This window comes from Photobacterium indicum (genome assembly GCF_003026215.1).
Lineage (GTDB): Bacteria > Pseudomonadota > Gammaproteobacteria > Enterobacterales > Vibrionaceae > Photobacterium > Photobacterium indicum.
In genome coordinates, this window is sequence record NZ_PYOC01000006.1 from 25,784 (window position 1) to 46,311 (window position 20,528).

The 20,528-nt window shown below is 43.8% G+C and carries 21 protein-coding genes; 15 read left to right on the forward strand and 6 right to left on the reverse strand.

The window, feature by feature from the left end; all coding sequences use genetic code 11:
- Window positions 1–70: 70 nt before the first annotated feature.
- Both C9J47_RS16185 and C9J47_RS16190 read right to left on the reverse strand, forming a co-directional pair.
- A complete protein-coding gene (locus C9J47_RS16185) occupies window positions 71–1,858 on the reverse strand; it encodes an aminopeptidase P family protein (protein WP_107254443.1) in 1,788 nt (595 codons plus the stop codon).
- Window positions 1,859–2,056: 198 nt separating this feature from the next.
- Entirely contained in the window at window positions 2,057–3,013 is a 957-nt protein-coding gene (locus tag C9J47_RS16190; protein WP_107254444.1) for a LysR substrate-binding domain-containing protein, read from the reverse strand.
- Window positions 3,014–3,129: 116 nt separating this feature from the next.
- On the opposite strand from C9J47_RS16190, the gene C9J47_RS16195 reads away from it, so the two are divergent.
- Complete coding sequence (locus tag C9J47_RS16195; RefSeq protein ID WP_107254445.1) at window positions 3,130–4,350, forward strand: multidrug effflux MFS transporter; 1,221 nt, start codon at window positions 3,130–3,132, stop codon at window positions 4,348–4,350.
- 98 nt (window positions 4,351–4,448) lie between these two features.
- Here C9J47_RS16195 and C9J47_RS16200 read toward each other — a convergent pair whose 3' ends face one another.
- Window positions 4,449–5,351: a DMT family transporter gene (locus C9J47_RS16200; protein WP_107254446.1), complete on the reverse strand. Its 903-nt coding sequence runs from the start codon at window positions 5,349–5,351 to the stop codon at window positions 4,449–4,451.
- A 222-nt stretch (window positions 5,352–5,573) separates the two neighbouring features.
- Between C9J47_RS16200 and rmuC the strand changes: the two genes are divergently transcribed.
- The 9 genes from rmuC to hemB all read left to right on the forward strand — a co-directional run bounded on the left by rmuC (window position 5,574) and on the right by hemB (window position 13,716).
- Window positions 5,574–7,112: a DNA recombination protein RmuC gene (gene rmuC, locus C9J47_RS16205; protein WP_107254447.1), complete on the forward strand. Its 1,539-nt coding sequence runs from the start codon at window positions 5,574–5,576 to the stop codon at window positions 7,110–7,112.
- A gap of 75 nt (window positions 7,113–7,187) precedes the next feature.
- Window positions 7,188–7,943 (forward strand): bifunctional demethylmenaquinone methyltransferase/2-methoxy-6-polyprenyl-1,4-benzoquinol methylase UbiE, encoded by a 756-nt coding sequence (ubiE, locus tag C9J47_RS16210; RefSeq protein WP_107254448.1) that lies wholly within the window; start codon window positions 7,188–7,190, stop codon window positions 7,941–7,943.
- Between the two features lie 7 nt (window positions 7,944–7,950).
- Window positions 7,951–8,562 carry a ubiquinone biosynthesis accessory factor UbiJ gene (locus C9J47_RS16215; protein ID WP_107254449.1) on the forward strand — a complete coding sequence of 204 codons (612 nt, stop codon included), beginning with the start codon at window positions 7,951–7,953 and terminating at the stop codon, window positions 8,560–8,562.
- Window positions 8,559–10,196, forward strand: coding sequence for a ubiquinone biosynthesis regulatory protein kinase UbiB (ubiB, locus tag C9J47_RS16220; RefSeq protein WP_006233228.1), 1,638 nt, complete (start codon window positions 8,559–8,561; stop codon window positions 10,194–10,196). Before C9J47_RS16215 ends, ubiB begins: the two co-directional genes overlap by 4 nt.
- 83 nt (window positions 10,197–10,279) lie before the next feature.
- A complete protein-coding gene (gene tatA / locus C9J47_RS16225; RefSeq protein WP_006233229.1) occupies window positions 10,280–10,540 on the forward strand; it encodes a Sec-independent protein translocase subunit TatA in 261 nt (86 codons plus the stop codon).
- A gap of 3 nt (window positions 10,541–10,543) precedes the next feature.
- Complete coding sequence (tatB, locus tag C9J47_RS16230) at window positions 10,544–10,882, forward strand: Sec-independent protein translocase protein TatB (protein WP_107241955.1); 339 nt, start codon at window positions 10,544–10,546, stop codon at window positions 10,880–10,882.
- An 11-nt stretch (window positions 10,883–10,893) separates the two neighbouring features.
- On the forward strand, window positions 10,894–11,655 hold the full coding sequence (gene tatC / locus C9J47_RS16235; protein WP_107254450.1) for a Sec-independent protein translocase subunit TatC: 762 nt from the start codon (window positions 10,894–10,896) through the stop codon (window positions 11,653–11,655).
- An 82-nt stretch (window positions 11,656–11,737) separates the two neighbouring features.
- Window positions 11,738–12,535 (forward strand): 3'-5' ssDNA/RNA exonuclease TatD, encoded by a 798-nt coding sequence (gene tatD / locus C9J47_RS16240; protein ID WP_107254451.1) that lies wholly within the window; start codon window positions 11,738–11,740, stop codon window positions 12,533–12,535.
- Window positions 12,536–12,663: 128 nt separating this feature from the next.
- On the forward strand, window positions 12,664–13,716 hold the full coding sequence (gene hemB, locus C9J47_RS16245; protein WP_107254452.1) for a porphobilinogen synthase: 1,053 nt from the start codon (window positions 12,664–12,666) through the stop codon (window positions 13,714–13,716).
- A 103-nt stretch (window positions 13,717–13,819) separates the two neighbouring features.
- On the opposite strand, the gene C9J47_RS16250 is transcribed toward hemB, so the two are convergent.
- Window positions 13,820–14,695: a carboxylate/amino acid/amine transporter gene (locus C9J47_RS16250; protein WP_107254453.1), complete on the reverse strand. Its 876-nt coding sequence runs from the start codon at window positions 14,693–14,695 to the stop codon at window positions 13,820–13,822.
- Between the two features lie 188 nt (window positions 14,696–14,883).
- Window positions 14,884–15,306, reverse strand: coding sequence for a universal stress protein (locus C9J47_RS16255; RefSeq protein ID WP_006233235.1), 423 nt, complete (start codon window positions 15,304–15,306; stop codon window positions 14,884–14,886).
- A gap of 252 nt (window positions 15,307–15,558) precedes the next feature.
- On the opposite strand from C9J47_RS16255, the gene ftnA reads away from it, so the two are divergent.
- The 5 genes from ftnA to C9J47_RS16280 all read left to right on the forward strand — a co-directional run bounded on the left by ftnA (window position 15,559) and on the right by C9J47_RS16280 (window position 19,828).
- On the forward strand, window positions 15,559–16,086 hold the full coding sequence (gene ftnA / locus C9J47_RS16260; RefSeq protein ID WP_006233236.1) for a non-heme ferritin: 528 nt from the start codon (window positions 15,559–15,561) through the stop codon (window positions 16,084–16,086).
- Window positions 16,087–16,159: 73 nt separating this feature from the next.
- Window positions 16,160–16,501, forward strand: a complete 342-nt coding sequence (gene uspB, locus C9J47_RS16265; RefSeq protein ID WP_172635962.1) for a universal stress protein UspB — start codon at window positions 16,160–16,162, stop codon at window positions 16,499–16,501.
- Window positions 16,502–16,614: 113 nt separating this feature from the next.
- Window positions 16,615–17,712, forward strand: coding sequence for a mechanosensitive ion channel family protein (locus C9J47_RS16270; RefSeq protein ID WP_107254454.1), 1,098 nt, complete (start codon window positions 16,615–16,617; stop codon window positions 17,710–17,712).
- 126 nt (window positions 17,713–17,838) lie between these two features.
- On the forward strand, window positions 17,839–19,026 hold the full coding sequence (locus C9J47_RS16275; RefSeq protein WP_107254641.1) for a BaiN/RdsA family NAD(P)/FAD-dependent oxidoreductase: 1,188 nt from the start codon (window positions 17,839–17,841) through the stop codon (window positions 19,024–19,026).
- 262 nt (window positions 19,027–19,288) lie between these two features.
- The gene (locus tag C9J47_RS16280; RefSeq protein ID WP_107254455.1) at window positions 19,289–19,828 is read left to right on the forward strand and encodes a DUF3332 domain-containing protein; all 540 of its coding nucleotides are present in this window, start codon (window positions 19,289–19,291) and stop codon (window positions 19,826–19,828) included.
- A 92-nt stretch (window positions 19,829–19,920) separates the two neighbouring features.
- Here C9J47_RS16280 and C9J47_RS16285 read toward each other — a convergent pair whose 3' ends face one another.
- Entirely contained in the window at window positions 19,921–20,520 is a 600-nt protein-coding gene (locus C9J47_RS16285) for a TetR/AcrR family transcriptional regulator (protein ID WP_107254456.1), read from the reverse strand.
- Window positions 20,521–20,528: the final 8 nt, after the last annotated feature.

Sequence of the window (20,528 nt, forward strand, 5' to 3'; positions counted from 1 at the left end):
GCGATAACTCGCAGAGGTATACGGGCGTTTTAGTTTGTCGCTATTTACTGAATTTGAATCAACGAATGATTTAGCGTTTCAGTGGTGCCGTCGCTTGTGCAAGCCATGCTAGCTCATCGCCTTCAAGAGATGGGCTGATCACGGTAAATACCGTGTGGTGGTAATTGTTTAACCAAGCTAATTCAACATCATTTAGCAAGCTTAAATCAATTAAACGGCGATCAATCGGTGCACGCGTTAGCGATTCAAAACCCATCACTGTCATGTCGCCTTGGGTTTCTACTTCAACGATTAATTCTAGGTTTTCAATACGAATACCAAAGGCATCTGCACGGTAGTAACCCGGCTCATTCGATAACACCATGCCCGGTAGTAAGGCTGTTGGGTTGTAGTTCTTCGCAATACGTTGCGGTCCTTCATGCACACTAAGGAAGTGACCCACACCATGACCAGTACCGTGGTCGTAGTCGAAGCCATTTGCCCATAGGTGTTGACGGGCGAGTGCATCAAGTTGAGAGCCTGTTGTGCCTTTTGGAAAGCGTGCTGATGCTAAAGCAATATGACCTTTTAATACCAAGGTAAAAGTATGCTTAACCTCATCGCCAGGCTGACCAATGGCAATTGTACGAGTGATATCGGTTGTGCCATCAGGGTACTGACCGCCTGAATCAACAAGGTACACATTATCCATTTCCAGTACGCTAGGTTCTGGTTGGTTTAAGTGATTGTAATGACACATTGCGGCGTTGCTTCCAGCAGCTGAAATCGTATCAAAGCTTACATCAGTACAGCTGGTATCTTGAATACGGAACTGCCATAGCTTGTCAGATAGCGTGCCTTCATCCAGCAGGTTACCCGCAGCAACCTGTGCATCTACCCATGCTAAATATTTAGAGACTGCAACACCATCACGAATATGACAGGCTTTCATGCCTGCCATTTCAGTTGAATTTTTTTGTGCTTTTGGCAGTAAACAAGGGTCTGCGGCTTCAATAAGATTGGCACCTGCAGCATGTAATGTTTGACCTGCCCATGCATTGCTTGTTGCCGGATCAATCAATACTTGCTTGCCACCTAATGCCTGTAAACCTGTTTCCAGTGCGTCAGGTTGATGAATACGAACACCGTCGCCAACGTGTGAGGCAAACTCTTCCGGTAAGCGAGCTGGATCAATGTAGAAATCGACGCTTGCGTCAGCATGAATGATGGCTGTTGATAACAAAACCGGTAGGCTTGGCACATCGCTACCACGTACGTTTAATAACCACGCAATACTATCGACTTGTGTTAATAACGCAGCTTCAGCTTTTAGGTTCGTCAGTTTTTCTGCAATTTCACTGCGCTTGTCAGCACTGCTTTGGCCTACAAAATCTAGCCCCATTAACTTGGCGTTAGACAATGTTGCTGCAGGACGATCATGCCATAGCATTTCGATAGGGTTTTGCTCAATACATACAAGTTCTAATGCACCGGCAAGGCTTTCTGTTGTTCGCGTTAACCATGCACCACTGTGAAGGCGAGCATCAATAGCGACTTTACTGCCAGCCGCAAGGTTATCTTGCGCCCACTGTACTGGTGGTTCTTCAATAAGATGGCGGTATTCAAACACATCGCCAGGTACTTGCTTGCGTACTTGAACCACGTAACGACCATCAACGAAAACGGCGGCTTTATCACGAGTGATCACTGCCATACCTGCAGAGCCAGTGAAGCCCGTCGCCCAAAGTAAACGTTCATTATGCGCGGGAATGTATTCGCCGAGGTATTCATCTTCATGAGGAATAAGCAAAGCGTCGAGTTGATTGTTAACCAACCATTGGCGGATCTGCTCAATACGTTGTGAAATAACTGCTTGCATGTTTTGAGGTTCCTTGTTGTATGTCACCGTCCGTGTGACGGAAAGTTGCCAGCCGGAATAATTAAGCGTTGATTACTGAACGTTAACTACTGAACATTAATTATTGAACAATGATGTGCACTTTCTTATATCTCGTTTATTGCACTCAGTTGCCCTGGCAGATCGTATTACGTTATCGCTTTTGTTGACTGGCTGCAATTAGACGGTAGATAAATCACGACAGCGGCTGATGATTATTTGACGTAACCAACTATGCCCAAGGTCTTTTTCTTGATGTTGATGCCAAAATAACGTGTACGCCATAGCAGGAAGTTCTGAGGGTAAGGGGAGTACGACCAAATCTAATTGCGCGGCAATGTAATTCGCGAAATGGCTCGGTGCGGTAAACACCAGATCCGTGTGGGTACATAGGCTAGCCGCGCTGTTGAAGTCAGGTACATACATGGCGATATCGCGCGTCAGGCCTTGCTCTGCCAATTTATAATCCAATAACCAACGATCATCTTGCCCGCAACGTACCTGAATATGACGTTGTTCAAGGTAATAATCTTGATCCCACTCAGGGCTATCAGGGCTCAGAATAGGGTGTCCTTTGCGTACTATGCAACATTGGGTATCGCGGCACAGCTCCTGAGAAATGATGCCTTTGGGGGGCATCAACGTCAGCATCGCATCTTTGGGGTTCAGATCTTTGCCAGTGATCCCAAAATCGATTTCACCTCGTTGTAATTTATCAAAGGCATTACGTTCCCATGCGCGGGTATCGAGAATGATATTGGGCCCTTCCGAGAATATATCACCAAGAAACTGCGGCAAAAATAAAGGATAGGCACTTTCTACCAGTGCCATTTTAAAATGACGATCACTGCTTTTCGGTTCAAAGATTGCTGGGGCTGTAAGGTTTTCGATATCCCGCAATAATTGTTCTAGTAATGGGACTAATGCCAGCGCACGAGGGGTGGGCTTGATACCGTGAGCAGAACGGATAAACAAAGGGTCATTAAATTGGTCACGTAAGCGCGTTAAGGTTTTACTCACCGCCGATTGACTTAGGTTCAGGCGCTTTGCAGCATGGGTCACGCTGCATTCTTCAAGCAATACATGCAGGCAAACTAAGAGATTAAGATCAAGTCGGGCAAGCTTTTCGAATGACACTGGGCACCTCAGCAAAAAGTGATATTCCAAAATGGAAATTCTGGTTTGAATATAAACCATTTCTATTCATATCACTAAAGCCTTAGACTGCCGCTGTCATTAAATAGGAAAGTAACATGCAACCAGAAACAGCAACGGCAAGTCAATCAACAGCCGTATCAGGAACAAAATTAGTCGCCTTGATGGTGGTACTTGTTTTATTCAGTCCTCTTGCGATCGATATTTATTTGCCCGCATTGCCAGCAATGGCAGAGACATTTGCGGTAGATACAACACGTGTGCAAGATACCGTTACATGGTTCATGTTTAGTTTAGGTCTTGGCCAATTGTTGGCAGGCCCTTTGGCCGATCGCTTTGGTCGTCGTCCTATTGCGTTGGGTGGTATCACCATTTACACCTTGAGTGCGGCAATGGCGTATTGGGCACAAACATTAGATTTATTGCTGGTGGCGCGTTTATTACAAGGCTTCGGTGCTTGTGCGACATCGGTTGCAGCTTTTGCGGCAGTGCGTGATAGCTTTGGTCCTGAACGTAGCGGCCGTATGATCAGCTATTTAAATGGGGCAATCTGCTTCATTCCTGCCTTAGCGCCGATTCTTGGTTCATGGTTAACCCACGAGTTTGGCTGGCGTTCTAACTTTAGTTTTATGGCGGGTTTTGCGCTAGTTGCCGGTAGCTTTATTGCTATCAGCTTTAAAGAAACGCGCCCTGCAGACACCAATATTGACGGTTCTATGATCAGCTTCGAGCGCTATATGTCCGTATTGCGCGAGCCGGTTTTCTTATTCCATGCGACGCTATGTATGCTGGCGATGGCGGTGATCCTGGCTTACGTTACATCAGCACCAGTTTGGTTGATGATGGAGCTCGGTCAGGATATGGGGCAATTCACCATTTGGTTTGGTATTAATGCCGCGCTCAATATTTTAGCGTGTATGGTCGCACCTAAATATATGGATCGCTTTGGTACTCGTCGTACGCTTAAAACAGGGCTGATTTTATTGATTGGTGCTGGTGCGGCAATGCTGGTATTGAGCAACATCGCGCAAGCATGGGCATTTATGGTCCCTATCTTTATCTGTTCATTTGGCTTTGCGTTCGTTCTGGGCTCATCGGCAGGTAAAGCACTCGCACCATTTGGTGACCGTGCAGGAACCGCTGCGGCATTGCTGGGTTTATTCCAAATGAGTGGCGCGGGTTTGATGGTGAGTTTGACGCAACGTTTAGACTTTACCCCGCCGATGCTACTGACTTTCCAAATGTGGCTAGTGATTCCTGGCTTATTGATTCTTTGGTCTAAAGTGGGTCGTAAATGGCACACAGTAGCAGCAAATTAAGTAAATATTTATAACTAGACGCCTTTGCTCTTCTAGAGGCGCTGGGTCTCGACAACCCTGTAAAACGTTAGCCTGTCTTTGTGACAGGCTTTTTTTTATTAGCTCGACGTGTTTGCTGCGGGGGCCTTCTTGCTTTTCCACTGTTGGATCAAGAGGCCGCAGACTATCAGCACCAAACCGACCAAAGTAGAAGGGTGAATTTCTTCGCCAATAATCGTAGCTAACAGCAGCAGTGAAATAAACGGCGAGATGAAAATCAAGTTACTGATCCGCGCTGTATTGTTGGTTAAGCGTAATGCGTTTATCCACAAGATGAAGGTGATCCCCATTTCAAATAGGCCAACGTAACTCACAGCTACCCAACCTTGCCATGGCACTAGTTTCCAACCGCCTAGATACAAACTTAAGCCAATCGAGAAAGGTAATGACACCAAAAATCCCAATAACACCCCCAGCACTGGGTCGGCTTTATTTTTAGCATTTAAGATCCAGTACATCGCCCATAGAATGGTTGAGAATAATGCCAGCCCAACACCTAACGGGCTATCAAACTGCAACGCGGTAATATTGCCTTTAGTTGCTATTACCACCACACCGAAATAACCCAGTGTACAAGCTGCCCAATCTTGCTTTCGAATTTTCTGACCGAGGAATACCGCAGCCATTAATGTCAGGGTAATTGCCCAGCTATAGTTGAGCGGTTGAGCTTGAGACGCTGGCAGTAATTCATACGATTTAAATAGAATGAGGTAATAAGCAAAAGGGTTTATCAAGCCGAGCGTAAGGTAATAAAAAGGACGGGCGGTAAACGTTCGGCCTAGTAAGTGCAGCTTGCCCTGATAGATTGCAATTGCCGTCAGCGCAATAGCTGAAACAATACTGGCAGCGACCATCATTTGAATAGGGGTGAAATATTCAAGGGTGATCTTAAATGCAGTTGCGACGGTAGACCAGAGTAATACAGCCGCTAAGCCATATCCGAGCGCATGACGTTCGTTCATTTTTTTCCTACGATTCGGTTAATAATAAGAGGGGGGTCAGGGCGCTAGTCTATGCGATTGTTTTTCTAACAACTAGATCACATCTTTCAACGCTGTGATTGTCTCCGCGTAATTTTTGTCACTATTTCTTTCTTGGTTTTCACTAACGGATAACTGCTGGACATTTATCCAGTATCCACTTAGCCTTTATGTCTGATATTTTTCTTTTTTCAGGTTTAAATGATGATGGCTGAATGGCTTAACGGTAGTGCACTGGCGGTATTGGCTGCAATTTCCGGTGCAACTATTGCGAGTGTGTTAACCGCAATCTGGATGAAAGGGCGCTTGCAACAACAGGCACAGTTGTTCCAACAGCAGATTGATGCCGGCGTACAGTTGGCACAAAGCCGTGAGCAGCAAATTCAAGCGCAATTAACCGAGCGTAATGATGAATTGGACGAGCTCGACGTCGAGCGCGATCGCCTGACCAATGAATTACGCCAAATGCACGGTCGTTTAGCCGCTGCCTTGGAAAAAATGCGCCATTTCGAAGCGCTGAAAAATGAAAAACAATACTTTTCTGAGCAGCTGGAAAATGCACGGGCAGCCAATGCTGGGCTTGAAGGGGACTTGAGAGAACAAGAAGCGCGTCATTTTGAAGAGCAAAAAGCCGCGGAAGAAAAAATTGCATTGCTTGCCAATGCAGAAGAGCGTTTACGGGTGCAATTTGAAAGTTTAGCTAACCGACTGTTTGAACAGAAAACCCGAACGGTTGATGAGCAAAATAAACTCAGCATGGAATCGATTCTTAGCCCTTTAAAAGCACAGCTTGAAGGCTTTAAGAAACAAGTGAATGATAATTTCAGTCAAGAATCACGTGAACGTCACACCTTAGTGCATGAAATTAACAACCTTAAACACTTGAATGAACAGATGGCACAAGAAGCCATTAACTTGACTCAAGCGTTAAAAGGGGACAATAAAGCGCAGGGTAATTGGGGTGAAGTAGTACTGGCACGGGTGCTGAGTGAATCCGGTTTACGAGAAGGACACGAATACCAAACGCAAGTCAGCTTAGAAAATGAAGACGGAAAACGCTATCAGCCCGATGTAGTGGTGCATTTACCGCAAGATAAAGATGTGGTGGTAGACGCTAAAATGTCACTGGTTGCGTACGAGCGCTTCTTTAATGCTGACACAATTGCAGAACAAGAGTTGGCGTTAAGTGAGCATGCAGCTTCGTTACGAGCGCACATGCGCGGATTAAGCCGTAAAGATTATCATCAGCTACATGGGTTACATAGCCTCGATTATGTCTTGATGTTTATACCAGTAGAGCCTGCGTTCCAAGCTGCTATCGAGACTGACCCAAGTTTGATCCGTGATGCTATGGATTTGAACATTATGCTGGTGAGCCCAACCACATTGCTGGTGGCGCTGCGTACGATAAACAACTTATGGCGCAATGACCGTCAAAATCAAAATGCCAAACAAATTGCTGAACGTGCCAGTAAGTTATACGACAAATTACGTTTGTTTGTGACCGATATGGAAATGGTAGGCGTATCTCTTGATAAGGCGAACCAAAGTTATCAAGGGGCAATGAATAAATTGACCTTAGGGCGAGGTAATGTGATTCGCCAAGCGGAAGGATTTAAGCAGCTAGGGGTTGAAGTTAAGCGTGATATAAACCCAATATTGGTAGAAAAAGCGCAATCTACCTTGAACGAACTACCCGAAAGAGGTAATTCAGAGCGCTCTGCAGCAAATGATTTGTCGTAGTGCTTTGAGCAAAGCTCAACCATCAAGTACACTACGCTGGTTATTTACACAAATTATAAGCATAACGGATGTAGCATGACGGACACCACACAAGATACGACTCATTTCGGTTATCGAACCGTAGCCAAGGACGACAAAGTGAATTTAGTCGCGGATGTATTTCATTCCGTTGCCGCGAAATATGACATTATGAATGACATGATGTCGCTGGGTATTCACCGAGTATGGAAGCGTTTTACTATTGATTGTAGTGGTGTGCGCCGTGGTAATCGCGTGTTGGATTTAGGCGGTGGTACGGGTGATTTAACCGCTAAATTCTCACGTATTGTTGGGGATGAGGGTCAAGTTATCTTGGCTGACATCAATAATTCAATGCTGAAAGTTGGTCGCAGTAAATTACGTGATTCTGGCATTGTCGGTAACGTAGGTTACGTACAAGCGAATGCAGAAGAACTGCCTTTCCCTGATGATTACTTTGATTGCATTACAATCAGCTTCTGCTTACGTAATGTGACCGATAAAGAGAAAGCATTACGCTCGATGTATCGTGTTCTAAAGCCCGGTGGTCGTTTATTAGTATTAGAGTTTTCTAAGCCGGTTATAGAGTCGTTATCTAAAGTTTACGATGCGTATTCTTTCCATTTATTGCCTAAAATGGGTGAATTGATTGCTAACGATGCCGAAAGCTATCGTTACCTCGCTGAATCTATCCGTATGCATCCGAATCAAGAAACCTTAAAAGGTATGATGGACGATGCAGGTTTTGAGCAAACCAACTATTACAACCTAACCGGTGGTATTGTTGCGCTGCATCGTGGTTTTAAGTTCTGAGGACTGTATGTCATTTGATGCTTTGGTCACAGGCGCGGTAGAAACTTCGCTTAATACGTTATTAAAAGACGATGCTGACAGTCAGCGTCGTTTAGCGCGTTTACGCGGAAAAATTATTAGCGTAACGATTAACGAATTTGGTAAACAACTGATTTTCATATTTAGTCAGCAAATTGATGTGTTGGCGGTTTATGACGGCGATGTTGATTGTCAATTAGCGCTTAACCTAAGTGTGCTCTCTGAACTGCGTCAGCAGGCGAATCTGACCCAACTGATTAAAGCCGATAAGCTTTCATTAGAAGGTGATATTCAATTAGCTCAGCAATTTTCTGCGCTGCTTAGTGGCCTAAAACCTGATGTTGAAGAAAAACTGTCTCAATATACCGGTGATATCGTTGCACACACCGTTGTCAGTGGATTGAAAAACAGTGCGCGTTTTATTCAGCGCGGTGTTGAACGTCGTCAGCGTGACTTAGCGGAAATCATTACTGAAGAGTGGAAGCTAGCACCACAAGCCTTAGAAATTGCCTATTTTGCAGATCAAGTTGATGATTTGAAATCAGATTCGTCACGCCTTGAAGCACGATTTAATCGGTTGTTAGAGCGCCACCAATCATGATTACGCCATCTGAATTCAAGCGTCTTTATAAAATCATTGAAGTCCAGTTACGGTATGGGCTCGATGACTTTTTGCCAGAAGACCCGCGAACGAAAATGCCGAAAATGGTGCGTAAGTCATTATTTTGGATTAAGAATCAGCACCCAGAGAAATCACTAGGTGAACGTCTACGTTTAGCCTTACAAGAACTTGGCCCTGTATGGATCAAGTTCGGGCAAATGATGTCGACTCGCCGTGATCTTTTCCCCCCGCATATCGCAGATCAATTGGCTTTGTTGCAAGATCAGGTTGAACCGTTTGATGGCAAGCTTGCTAAAGAACACATGGAACTCTCTTTAGGAGGTCCAATTGAAACTTGGTTCGATGATTTTGATGAAACACCTCTAGCTTCAGCATCTATTGCTCAAGTACATACCGCGACATTGAAAGAAAATGGTCGCGAAGTGGTATTAAAAGTTATTCGCCCTGACATTCTTCCTGTCATACAGGCTGATATCAAACTGATGTATCGTATGGCACATATCGTCGCGCGTTTATTGCCAGAAGCCCGTTTGTTACGCCCAGTAGAAGTGGTGCGTGAATATGAAAAAACGTTGCTTGATGAACTCAATATGATGCGGGAAGCAGCGAATAGCATCCAGTTGCGTCGTAATTTTGAAGACAGCGATACCCTGTATGTTCCAGAGATGTTCACTGACTACAGCAGTACCAATTTATTGGTGATGGAACGCATCTATGGTATTCAAGTTTCAGATATTGATGCGTTGATTGCGAACGGAACCAACATGAAGCTGTTATCCGAAAATGCGGTTAATATCTTCTTTACGCAAGTTTTTCGTGATAGCTTCTTTCATGCAGACATGCACCCTGGGAATATTTTTGTTTCTTACGAAAACCCAGAAACACCGCAGTGGATTGCATTAGATTGCGGCATTGTGGGTACGTTAAACCGTGAAGATAAACGTTATTTAGCGGAAAACCTGTTAGCATTTTTTCATCGCGATTACCGCAAGGTCGCTGAATTGCATGTGGATTCAGGTTGGGTACCGCAAGATACCAATATTGACGAATTTGAGTTTGCAATTCGTACGGTATGTGAACCTATTTTTGAGAAGCCGTTATGTGACATCTCATTTGGTCATGTACTATTGAATTTGTTTAACACCGCGCGTCGCTTTGATATGGAAGTGCAACCGCAGCTTGTGTTATTACAGAAAACGTTATTATATGTTGAAGGGCTGGGACGTCAGCTGTATCCACAATTAGATTTATGGACTACAGCAAAGCCTTTCCTTGAAGATTGGATGTCTCGTCAAGTGGGCCCGCAGGCCATTGTTGAGGCAGTGAAAAGCAAAGCGCCTTTCTGGGCTGAAAAGCTACCGGAATTGCCAGAATTACTTTACGACAGTTTGCGCCAAGGCAAGGTAATGAATCAGCGAATCGATAAACTCTATGACAACTTCATGGAGAGTCGACGCTATCAAGGGCTTGCTCGGTTCTATTTTGGTATAGGCGCGACTCTATTGGTATGTTCTGCCATACTTTTTAGTAACCATGTTGAAACGATTCCAGCAGCGTCTGCTGCAATGGGCGTCACGTTCTGGTTACTTGGTTGGCGAGCTTGCCGTAAATAGCGGTAAAGTAAGCGACAATATACACATTAAAAGTTTCAACATAACATTAGTCATTAACCACAAAGAGCTGAGGTAAAACAAGCATGGGTGGTATCAGTATCTGGCAGTTGCTAATTATTGCACTGATCATTGTTCTTTTATTCGGAACAAAGAAATTACGTTCTCTTGGTGGTGATCTTGGATCGGCCGTAAAAGGTTTCAAAAAAGCGATTGGTGATGAAGATCCAACCGTGAAAAAAGACAACACTGACGCCGACGCTGACTTCGAACAGAAAACACTGTCCAAAGAACAGCAAAGTGAAGATCAGGTTCAAAAGAGCCAAAAAGACAAAGAGCAGGTTTAACGCGTGTTTGATATCGGGTTCTGGGAGTTAATACTGATCTCTGTGGTGGGATTGGTAGTACTGGGGCCAGAGCGTCTACCTGTCGCGATTCGTAGTGTTTCGCGCTGGGTTGGCGCCGCTCGTAATATGGCAAATTCGGTGAAAGATGAACTATCGCAAGAACTGAAAATTCAGGAACTGCAAGAGAATCTAAAAAAAGCCGAACAAATGGGAATGAAAGATTTATCGCCAGAATTGCGTGAATCGGTTGAAGAATTGAAGCAAGCAGCTTCAGATGTTCAACGTCCCTATGCCGAAAAAAGCGAGCCAACCTCAACAACGACTTCTCAAAAGCAGGAATAAATTACATCACTATGTCGACAGTAGAAGAAACGCAGCCATTATTTAGCCATTTAGTTGAGCTACGTAATCGCCTATTGCGTTCTATCTTGAGTGTCTTGGTGGTTTTTCTTGGTCTAGTTTGGTTTGCAAACGACATCTATGCCTTCATGGCTGCACCTTTGGTAGAGCGTTTACCTGAAGGGGCAACAATGATCGCAACAGATGTTGCTTCGCCATTCTTTACACCAATAAAACTCACATTGGTTACCTCAGTATTTGTTGCTGTACCTATGATTTTATATCAGGTGTGGGGCTTTGTTGCGCCAGGTCTGTATAAGCATGAGCGTAAGCTAATCATGCCGTTATTGTTCTCCAGCTCTTTGCTGTTTTACGGTGGTGTATCATTTGCGTATTTCGTTGTGTTTCCCTTAGTGTTCAGTTTCTTTACGGGAATTGCGCCGGAGGGGGTGCAGGTTGCAACCGATATTGCCAGTTACCTTGATTTTGTCTTAGCGTTATTTATGGCGTTTGGTATTGCATTCGAGATACCAGTGGCAATCATTCTTTTATGTTGGACGGGTGCAACAGACCCAGAAAGCTTAAAACAAAAGCGACCATATATTGTTGTGGCTGCATTTGTTGTGGGAATGATGCTGACTCCGCCAGATATTATTTCTCAGACATTACTCGCTATACCAATGTGTATATTGTTTGAAGTCGGCTTATTCTTCTCGCGTTTTTATGTACGAGACCAAGAAGAAGATGACGATATTGAGCAAAGCGAAGAACAGTAATCTGTTGTGATAATAAAAACCGGTGATGAGCCGGTTTTTTTGTTTGTATTGATTAGGTTTATTGAATTGACTAGGTTTTAAAATGATAGATATTGGCGTTAACCTAACGAACAGCCGTTTTGATAAAGATCGTGACGATGTGGTTACTCGCGCTAAAGAGGCGGGTGTTACCGGCTTAATCTTAACGGGCACCAGTATTGAAGAAAGCCAGCAAGCACAAAAAATGGCACAGCAGTGGCCACAATATTGTTACAGCACAGCTGGTGTTCATCCGCATGATGCCAAGTCTATTGAAGACTTAACGCTTCCTCATATTCGTACTTTAGCTGCAACACCTGAAGTGGTGGCGATTGGAGAGTGTGGGCTCGACTTTAATCGTGACTTTTCGCCTAGGCCGCAACAAGAAGCGGTATTTGAAGCGCAGTTAGCGTTAGCGGCAGAATTGAACCTGCCTGTTTTTATGCATTGTCGTGATGCTCACGAGCGCTTTATCGATATACTAAGACCATGGCGAGCGAAATTACCAGCAGCCGTCTTACATTGCTTTACAGGTACCGAACAAGAGCTAAAAGAGTGCTTAGAACTCGACCTACATATCGGTATTACAGGCTGGGTGTGCGACGAGCGTCGTGGTACGGAATTGCGTGATATTGTGCGCCTGATACCTGATGATCGTTTGATGATTGAAACGGATTGCCCGTACCTGCTACCGCGTGATTATCGGCCAAAGCCCAAATCGAGCCGTAATGAACCGCAGTTTTTGCCCCACATTGCCAGTGTTATTGCGCAGTGTCGTCAACAAGAAATCGCGGATGTTGTGGGTAATTCATGTGCGACAACGCAGGCATTTTTTGTGATCAGACCTCCCGAAACTTTATGAGGGTGGTATTATCGAATTAGGATAATAATGCCATGACATTCGCATTATTATAGGCTTATACCAGTCTTGATATGTATCCAGAGTGGTATTAACAAACAGTAGTGAATCAACCATACAAGGAATATGCAGTGTCAGTATCTATTCAAGGCGCTTTCCCGGCACGCCGTATGCGTCGTATGCGTAAGCATGATTTTAGCCGTCGTTTAATGGCTGAAAACCAAATCTCTGTTAACGACCTGATTTACCCGATGTTCATTCTTATGGGTAAAGATCGCCGTGAAACGGTAGAGTCAATGCCGGGCATCGAGCGTCTGTCTATCGACCTTATGTTACAAGAAGCTGAATATCTGGCGAAATTAGGTGTACCAGCGATTGCGTTATTCCCGGTTGTTTCTCAAGATTTTAAGAGCATTTGTGCCGCAGAAGCTCACAACCCTGAAGGCTTAGTACAGCGTGCGGTGCGCTTGCTAAAAGAACATGTGCCTCAAATGGGCGTGATCACTGATGTTGCCCTTGATCCATTTACCACACATGGTCAAGACGGCATTATTGATGAAGACGGTTACGTAATTAACGACGTGACAACAGAAGTACTAATCAAGCAAGCTTTGTCACATGCAGAAGCTGGTGCTGATGTGGTGGCACCGTCAGACATGATGGATGGTCGCATTGGCGCAATCCGTGAAGCACTGGAAGAAGCCGGGTACATTCATACCCAGATAATGGCGTATTCTGCGAAATATGCGTCTAACTATTACGGCCCTTTCCGTGATGCAGTCGGCTCGTCGAGCAACCTTAAAGGTGGTGACAAGAAAACGTATCAGATGGATCCCGCTAATTCTGATGAAGCCCTACATGAAGTCGCAATGGACGTGAATGAAGGTGCTGATATGGTAATGGTGAAGCCAGGCATGCCGTATCTTGATGTTGTTCGTCGAGTGAAAACCGAGCTAAAAGTGCCGACGTTTGCTTATCAAGTATCGGGTGAATACGCGATGCACATGGCTGCGATCCAAAACGGTTGGCTGAAAGAGCGTGAAACTGTGATGGAATCACTGATGTGCTTTAAGCGCGCAGGGGCTGATGGTGTACTAACGTACTTTGCTAAATCGGTTGCTGAATGGTTAGCGGAAGATGCAGCAGCACGTAAAGCCGATGCTGATAGCTGTTCTCAGTCATAACGGATATTTGCGATAGCTGAATCTCGAAAAGAGGCGAGATACTCAATGTTAACGAGTATCTCGCCTCTTTTTTTATGCGTGATTTGGCTTATTGCTTATTAGCTTATGCGGCTCTGGTTTGCTCGACTTTACGTTTCACCCACGTTTCATTGAACCACAATGAAAATAGAATTATTACGCCACCAATAATTAAGCGAGAGTAATCGACATCACGATTCCAGATCACTAGGTTCACGATTAATCCCGCAGGCACCAGAGCATTGTTCATAATGGCTAACGCGCCAGCATTCACCATGGTAGCGCCCTTATTCCAGATGAAATAACCCAGACCAGAAGCAATCGTACCTAAGTACACTAAAATGCCCCATTGGGTATTCGTTGTCGGTAACTTCTCGATGTTGCCGAACAATAGAAACATCGGTAATGCGACACAAATAGCGCCTAAATAAAACAGACCAAATACCGTATGTTGCGGTAGGTCTGCCTGCTCTTGCTCCATGATATGCTTATAGCCAACTTGCCCGATAGCGAAGCATAAATTTGCCCCCTGTACGATAAAGAACCCAATAATAAAGTTCTCGTTGATTCCTTCAAACTTAATAACTGCAGCCCCAATTACCGCGATAACAGCGGTGAGTAAATACCATGCAGAAAATTGCTTATGCAGTAGGTCGTAAATCAGGGTGACATAAATCGGGGTGAAAATAGTAAACAGTAGTACTTCAGGCACGGTTAAATATAAGAAAGATTGGTAATAGAAGCAGTACATAATGCCGAGCTGAAAAGCCCCGACAATCATCAGTTTAATCGCGAATTTAGCGTGTAAGTTTTTCTTTCTTAAAAAGGGAAGAAAAACCAAACCGGCAAGGGTGACACGTGTGAGCACAGAGAACCATGCATCGACCTGACCTGCCAGATACACACCGATCAAGCTAAATGAAAATGCCCATAACAGGGTAATTGCTGATAAATATCCCATTTTTTATTTAATTTATTATCCATAGATGGCGACAGTCTAACCGAAATGATTCCGTTGAAATATGGATAAAAGGTAGGGGAATAGCCAAAAGCCACGGTTTTATGGTCAAATAATTAATGTACAACGGCGTTGAACGTATCAAACACCGTTGTTGAAATATTCACGAAAACCGATCGATAGGATAAGTTTTACTTTAAAGGCACCATCAATAAATCGACGGGAGTCGCATTCATCAATTGTTTGGTTGAAGAAAGGATTTTACTCCAAAAATCTTGGTGATGACCGCATACCACTAATTCAATATCGAGATTGTTGATAGCTTGGCAAATTTCATCACTAAAATCACCACTGCCCACTAAGGTATGAGAAACCGGGTAGTTTGCTTTTTCTGCCAGAGCTTGAAGCTGCTTTTGTGCATCATCAAACATTTTGAATTGGGTATCAGAGAGATTGATATCAATAAGACCAGTATAAAGTTCGGCATAATTGACATCGATGTGGATCAAAGACAATTTGGCCTCTAGCTCTTTGGCGAGTGTCGCGGCTTTGTTGACAAGGATGAAACTGTCATCGGAGAGATCGATTGCAACTAGAATGTGTTTATAAGCCATAACTTGCACTCCTTTATCGTGGTTTTATTCATGCTAGCATTGAGTATGATTGAAAAATATCGGTTAGATCGCATCCTTTATAGGAAGATAGTGCGTTAATTAATTATTATAGAATTAGTCTTTTTTTTAATCTTACCCGTATGTTATGGGATACTGATTGAGAATTTCACGGCAATTGTGGGCATGAGTTGCAAACTCAATTGTGCACAGTGGCAATGTGTTGATTACACTTTAATAGATAGGAGTTGTGTAATGTTAGCTCAAGAGATGGTTGCAAAGCTGAACGAGCAAATTAATTTGGAGTTCTTTTCTTCAAATCTATACCTGCAAATGAGCGCATGGTGTGAAGATAAGGGTTTTGAGGGAGCAGCTGAATTTTTACGTTCACATGCAGTTGAAGAGATGGAACACATGCAGCGTTTATTCACGTATGTGAGTGAAACGGGCTCTATGCCAATGTTGGGTGCAATTGCAGCACCAAAGCACGAGTTTGAATCTTTGGGCGCGGTATTTCGTGAAACATATGAACATGAACAATTAATTACTCAACAAATTAATAAGTTAGCTCATGTGGCATTCACGACTCAAGACTACTCTACCTTTAATTTCTTGCAGTGGTATGTATCAGAGCAGCATGAAGAAGAAAAGTTGTTTAAAGGCATTTTGGATAAGATTGAGTTAGTTGGCGAAGATGGCAAAGCTTTATTCTTTATTGATAAAGATCTTGCAGCAATGGCGAAGGCTGGCTCGACATCTGTAATGGATACAACGGCTGGTTAAGTATTTTAAGGGCGCAATTAAATCGCGCCCTCTCTTCCCCAGCCTGTAACGAATGTTGTTTGGGGGATTTATGATGAATATTAGTGGTGATGCATTTCTACTAGCACTCTTTTTGATAATGGTTGTGAATGTGTCTCGATATGTGAGTACCTTGCGTACATTACTTCGAGTAATGCGAGATTGTGACCCATTACTTTATCAGCAAGTTGATGGTCGCGGTTTTTTCTCTTCTCAAGGCAATGTTAGTAAGCAAGTCCGTCTTTTTCACTACATTCGTAGTCAGCAATATCAGAATCATCATGATCCGTTATTCATGACCAAATGTGTGAAAGTTCGCAAGCTATTCATCCTTGCGAGTACGTTTGTTATGGTTTTCTTTATCTCTATCTTTGCCGTCGCGTTTCTTGGTATCTAATGGCGAATTGTGTCGTTATATTTGTTCAACGGACTTTATTGATTGCTTATTGAAATTGAACCGCTTAGCTTTATGCCTCGTTTATTTTATCGACATATTGGCTAACGGTTTTTATGACAAGATTTATTCAATGGTGGTCATCCCTAGAGCAAGGTGTGAATCACGACTGGATGTACAACGTGGGCCTGTTGCTCGCGTTAAGTGCAATTTTATGGGGCGGATGGCTACTTGTTACCCGTCGTCTTTCCTTAATTGCTGAAAATACCCGCTTAATTTGGGACGATGCGCTGGTGAGTGCAGTTCGTCGTCCTGTCAGTTGGCTGATCTGGCTATGGCCTGCCGTCTTATCGTTTGGCATTGTGATTGATAACACCACAAGCTACCCCACAACCTTTCTTGCTGTTGTTCGCCATTTAATGGTGGTGTGGACTCTGGTCTGGATACTGTTACGTCTGATCAGTAATGTCGAAGCTGGCATATTACCTAAAGCGAAAGATACCACCACCATCAATGCTATTTCTAAGATACTGCGGTTGATCGTAATGGTCATTGGTGGCTTAGTGATGATGCAGAACCTTGGCTTGAGTTTGTCGGGTGTGCTGACCTTCGGTGGCGTGGGTGGCTTAATTGTTGGTATGGCCGCAAAAGACATGCTGGCCAACTTCTTCGGCGCTATGATGCTGTATTTGGATCGCCCTTTTAAAGTGGGTGATTGGGTGCGCAGTCCAGATCGCCAAATTGAAGGTACGGTTGAGCGTATCGGCTTTAGAATGACGGTTATTCGCACATTTGATAAGCGACCATTATATGTGCCTAATTCTGTCTTTAGCTCTATTGTGGTTGAAAACCCTTCGCGTATGACCAATCGTAGAATTAAACAAAGTGTTGGATTACGTTATGAAGATGCGGCTGTCGTGGGCAAAGTGGCGGCTGATATAAAAGCCATGCTATTAAACCATGCCGATATTGATAGTAACCAAACCATGATCGTTTGTTTTGATACGTATGGTGCATCGTCATTGAATATACTGGTGTACACCTTTACTAAAACCGTTAATTGGGTGGAATATCAAGAAGTACAGCAAGATGTGATGCTGAAAATTGTGGATATTGTGCATCGTAACGGTGCTGACTTTGCGTTTCCAACCACAACGTTACACATGCCTGATGCCGATATTACAATGAATAGTCGTCAGCCTAATTTAACCTAAAGTAGGATTAGGTTTGGTATTCACGCCATAGCCGCGTAAAATGCGCGCAGAACACAAAGGGATGCAAACCACTATGGTATCGCATCCCTTTTTCATTCCGTGATGATCCAACGTTTAGGTACAGAAATGGCTAACAAGTTTGATGTTGTAATTATTGGTGCTGGTGCAGCAGGGTTAATGTGTGCGGCAGAAGCAGGCAAACGAGGTCGTTCTGTGCTGGTGGTTGATCATGCAAAGAAGCCAGGGCGTAAAATCCTGATCTCTGGTGGTGGCCGCTGTAACTTTACTAACTATGATGTGACAGCCAGTAATTTTGTGTGTCGTAATCCTCATTTCGTAAAATCAGCCTTATCGCAATATACCCAGTGGGATTTTATCGCGATGATTGCTAAACATAATATTGCTTACGAAGAGCGTTCGCACGGGCAGCTATTCTGTGAAGATTCAGCCAAAGAAATCGTGCAAATGTTATTGGCTGAATGTGATTTACCAACGGTTGAACAGCGTTACCGTTGTGATGTGCATGACATCACTAAAATCGATTCTGGCTTTAGCTTAAAGTTGAATACCGATGCGGTTGAATGTGAGTCTTTAGTGATTGCAACAGGCGGTTTATCTATGCCTAAGCTGGGTGCAACGCCTTTTGGTTATCAGGTTGCTGAGCAATTTGGGCTGAAAATGGTGCCTACCACCGCTGGTTTAGTGCCTTTCACCTTGCATAAAGAAGAGAAAGAAGCATTTGCTGAATTGTCTGGTATTGCGGTTCCTGTGACGATTGAAACGGAAGACGGTACCTATTTTAAAGAAAGTTTATTGTTTACCCACCGTGGTTTGTCTGGTCCGGTTATTTTACAGATTTCATCGTATTGGACGCCGGGTCAGAAAGTGACAATCAATTTGCTGCCCGATGTATCGCTGAGCGATACCTTGCGTGCGATGCGTGAAAGTAACCCGAACCAAAGTTTAAAAACGGCGTTGTCGCGCTTATTGCCTAAGCGCCTAATTGAAGTGCTTATTGAGCGTGGTGATATTACCGATAAGCCATTGAAGCAATATAACGAGAAAGAAGTCGCAAGCCTCGATACGTATTTCCACTCATGGTCTATTGTTCCAAATGGTACGGAAGGTTACCGCACTGCTGAAGTTACCTTAGGCGGCGTAGACACTGATGAGCTGTCATCGAAAACGATGGAAGCTAAACAGGTTCCTGGTTTGTACTTTGCTGGCGAAGTGATGGATGTGAGCGGCTGGTTGGGAGGCTACAACTTCCAATGGGCATGGAGCTCGGGTTATGTTGCTGGTCAGTACGCTTAAATGTATTAAAAGTGGCAAGTTACAAAGGTAAATCTAAAAGCGGCTATTTAGCCGCTTTTTATATATTTATTATCAATTAATCAGTCGCTTGCCTTATTACGGCTTGATAGTAACTGACTGCTTTTTTACCTTGATTTAGCTTAAAGCCTACATTGTTTTTATTTCAGAACTATTCACAAACAATTGACTCGTAATTTCCACAAAAGTGCTTATAATCCGCCGACTTTTTATCCATTTTAATTTTACGCGGAGTAACGCACAAATGAAAAAGATCGCACTGAAAGCTGTGGCGATGGCAGTATTGGCAACCTCTCTAACGGGTTGTATTGGTCAGATGGGCACCTCACAAATTGTGACCAAAGCAAACTTATCAGCTGTCGATAACCGTTATGGTCGTGCGGGTCTATTTGTTCTGTTAAGCCCGGTATACGGTATTGCTGCAACAGCCGATCTGTTTATCTTCAACTCGATTGAGTTCTGGACCGGTAAAAACCCGATTACGGGTAAATCACCGGCAGTGGCTGATATGCCTGTTGATGCTATCTTTAAGATCAACAGCAAGTTAGATAAATCAATGACGACTGTGCCGCTAGCAAGCGTGCAGAACAGCAATATTGAAGCGGCTACATTCCGTCAGCTTGACGATTCCACCCTAGAAATGAATGTGTCTTACCAAAATGGTGAAACTGCGCGACTACGTGGCGAGAAAGCTGGTGATAACGTGGACTTCTACTTAGACGGTGAGTTTATTACGACAGTAAGTATTGCAGAGTTAAACCAATACGCTGAAGTACAAGCTTAATCATTACGATGTGGTGAAAACCGTATCATGCAATGAATAAAAAAACGGGAGCTTATGCTCCCGTTTAGCTTTTATGGTCAGCCATTTTCACATCATGGCTTGGTGACTAAGCCTTGCCAAAACATCTGGAAAGCACCGTCTTGGTAGCTTGGTTGTTGGAATAGCTCTGGTTGTTCAATAAATAAGGTTGTCACGGCTAAATAGTGATAATGGCAATAATTAAGCACTAAAGGCATTGGTAAGCGTGCCAATACGCCTTGCTGTTGTCCTTGTTCAACCGCTTCAACCAAAAACGCCATTGATGACGTCATAACATCTTGTTGTTGGCTAATTTTAAATTGTGGGTCGTTGGCAAATTGCTGCAGAAACTGCCATTTTAGTGGGTGACTCATTGCCCATTCAATCGCTTGGTGCCAATAGCTTTTAATGGTGGATTTTAAAGTATCCACTTGATTGTCTGATGGATGAACCTTGTCAGCTGAATCTTGGCTAATGGACTGGCTCAATTCATCTTTGATTGAACGGTATAGCGTCACCACCAATTCTTGTTTATTCGAAAAATGGTGGAATAGCGTGCCTGTTGCCACGTTTGCTTGCTTGGCTATTTTGGCTGTTGCTGTTGCTTGAATTCCCTGTTCGACAAAGAGCAAAAGGGCAGTATCCAAAATTTGCTGTTTCTTTTCTGTAACCATAAACAGAT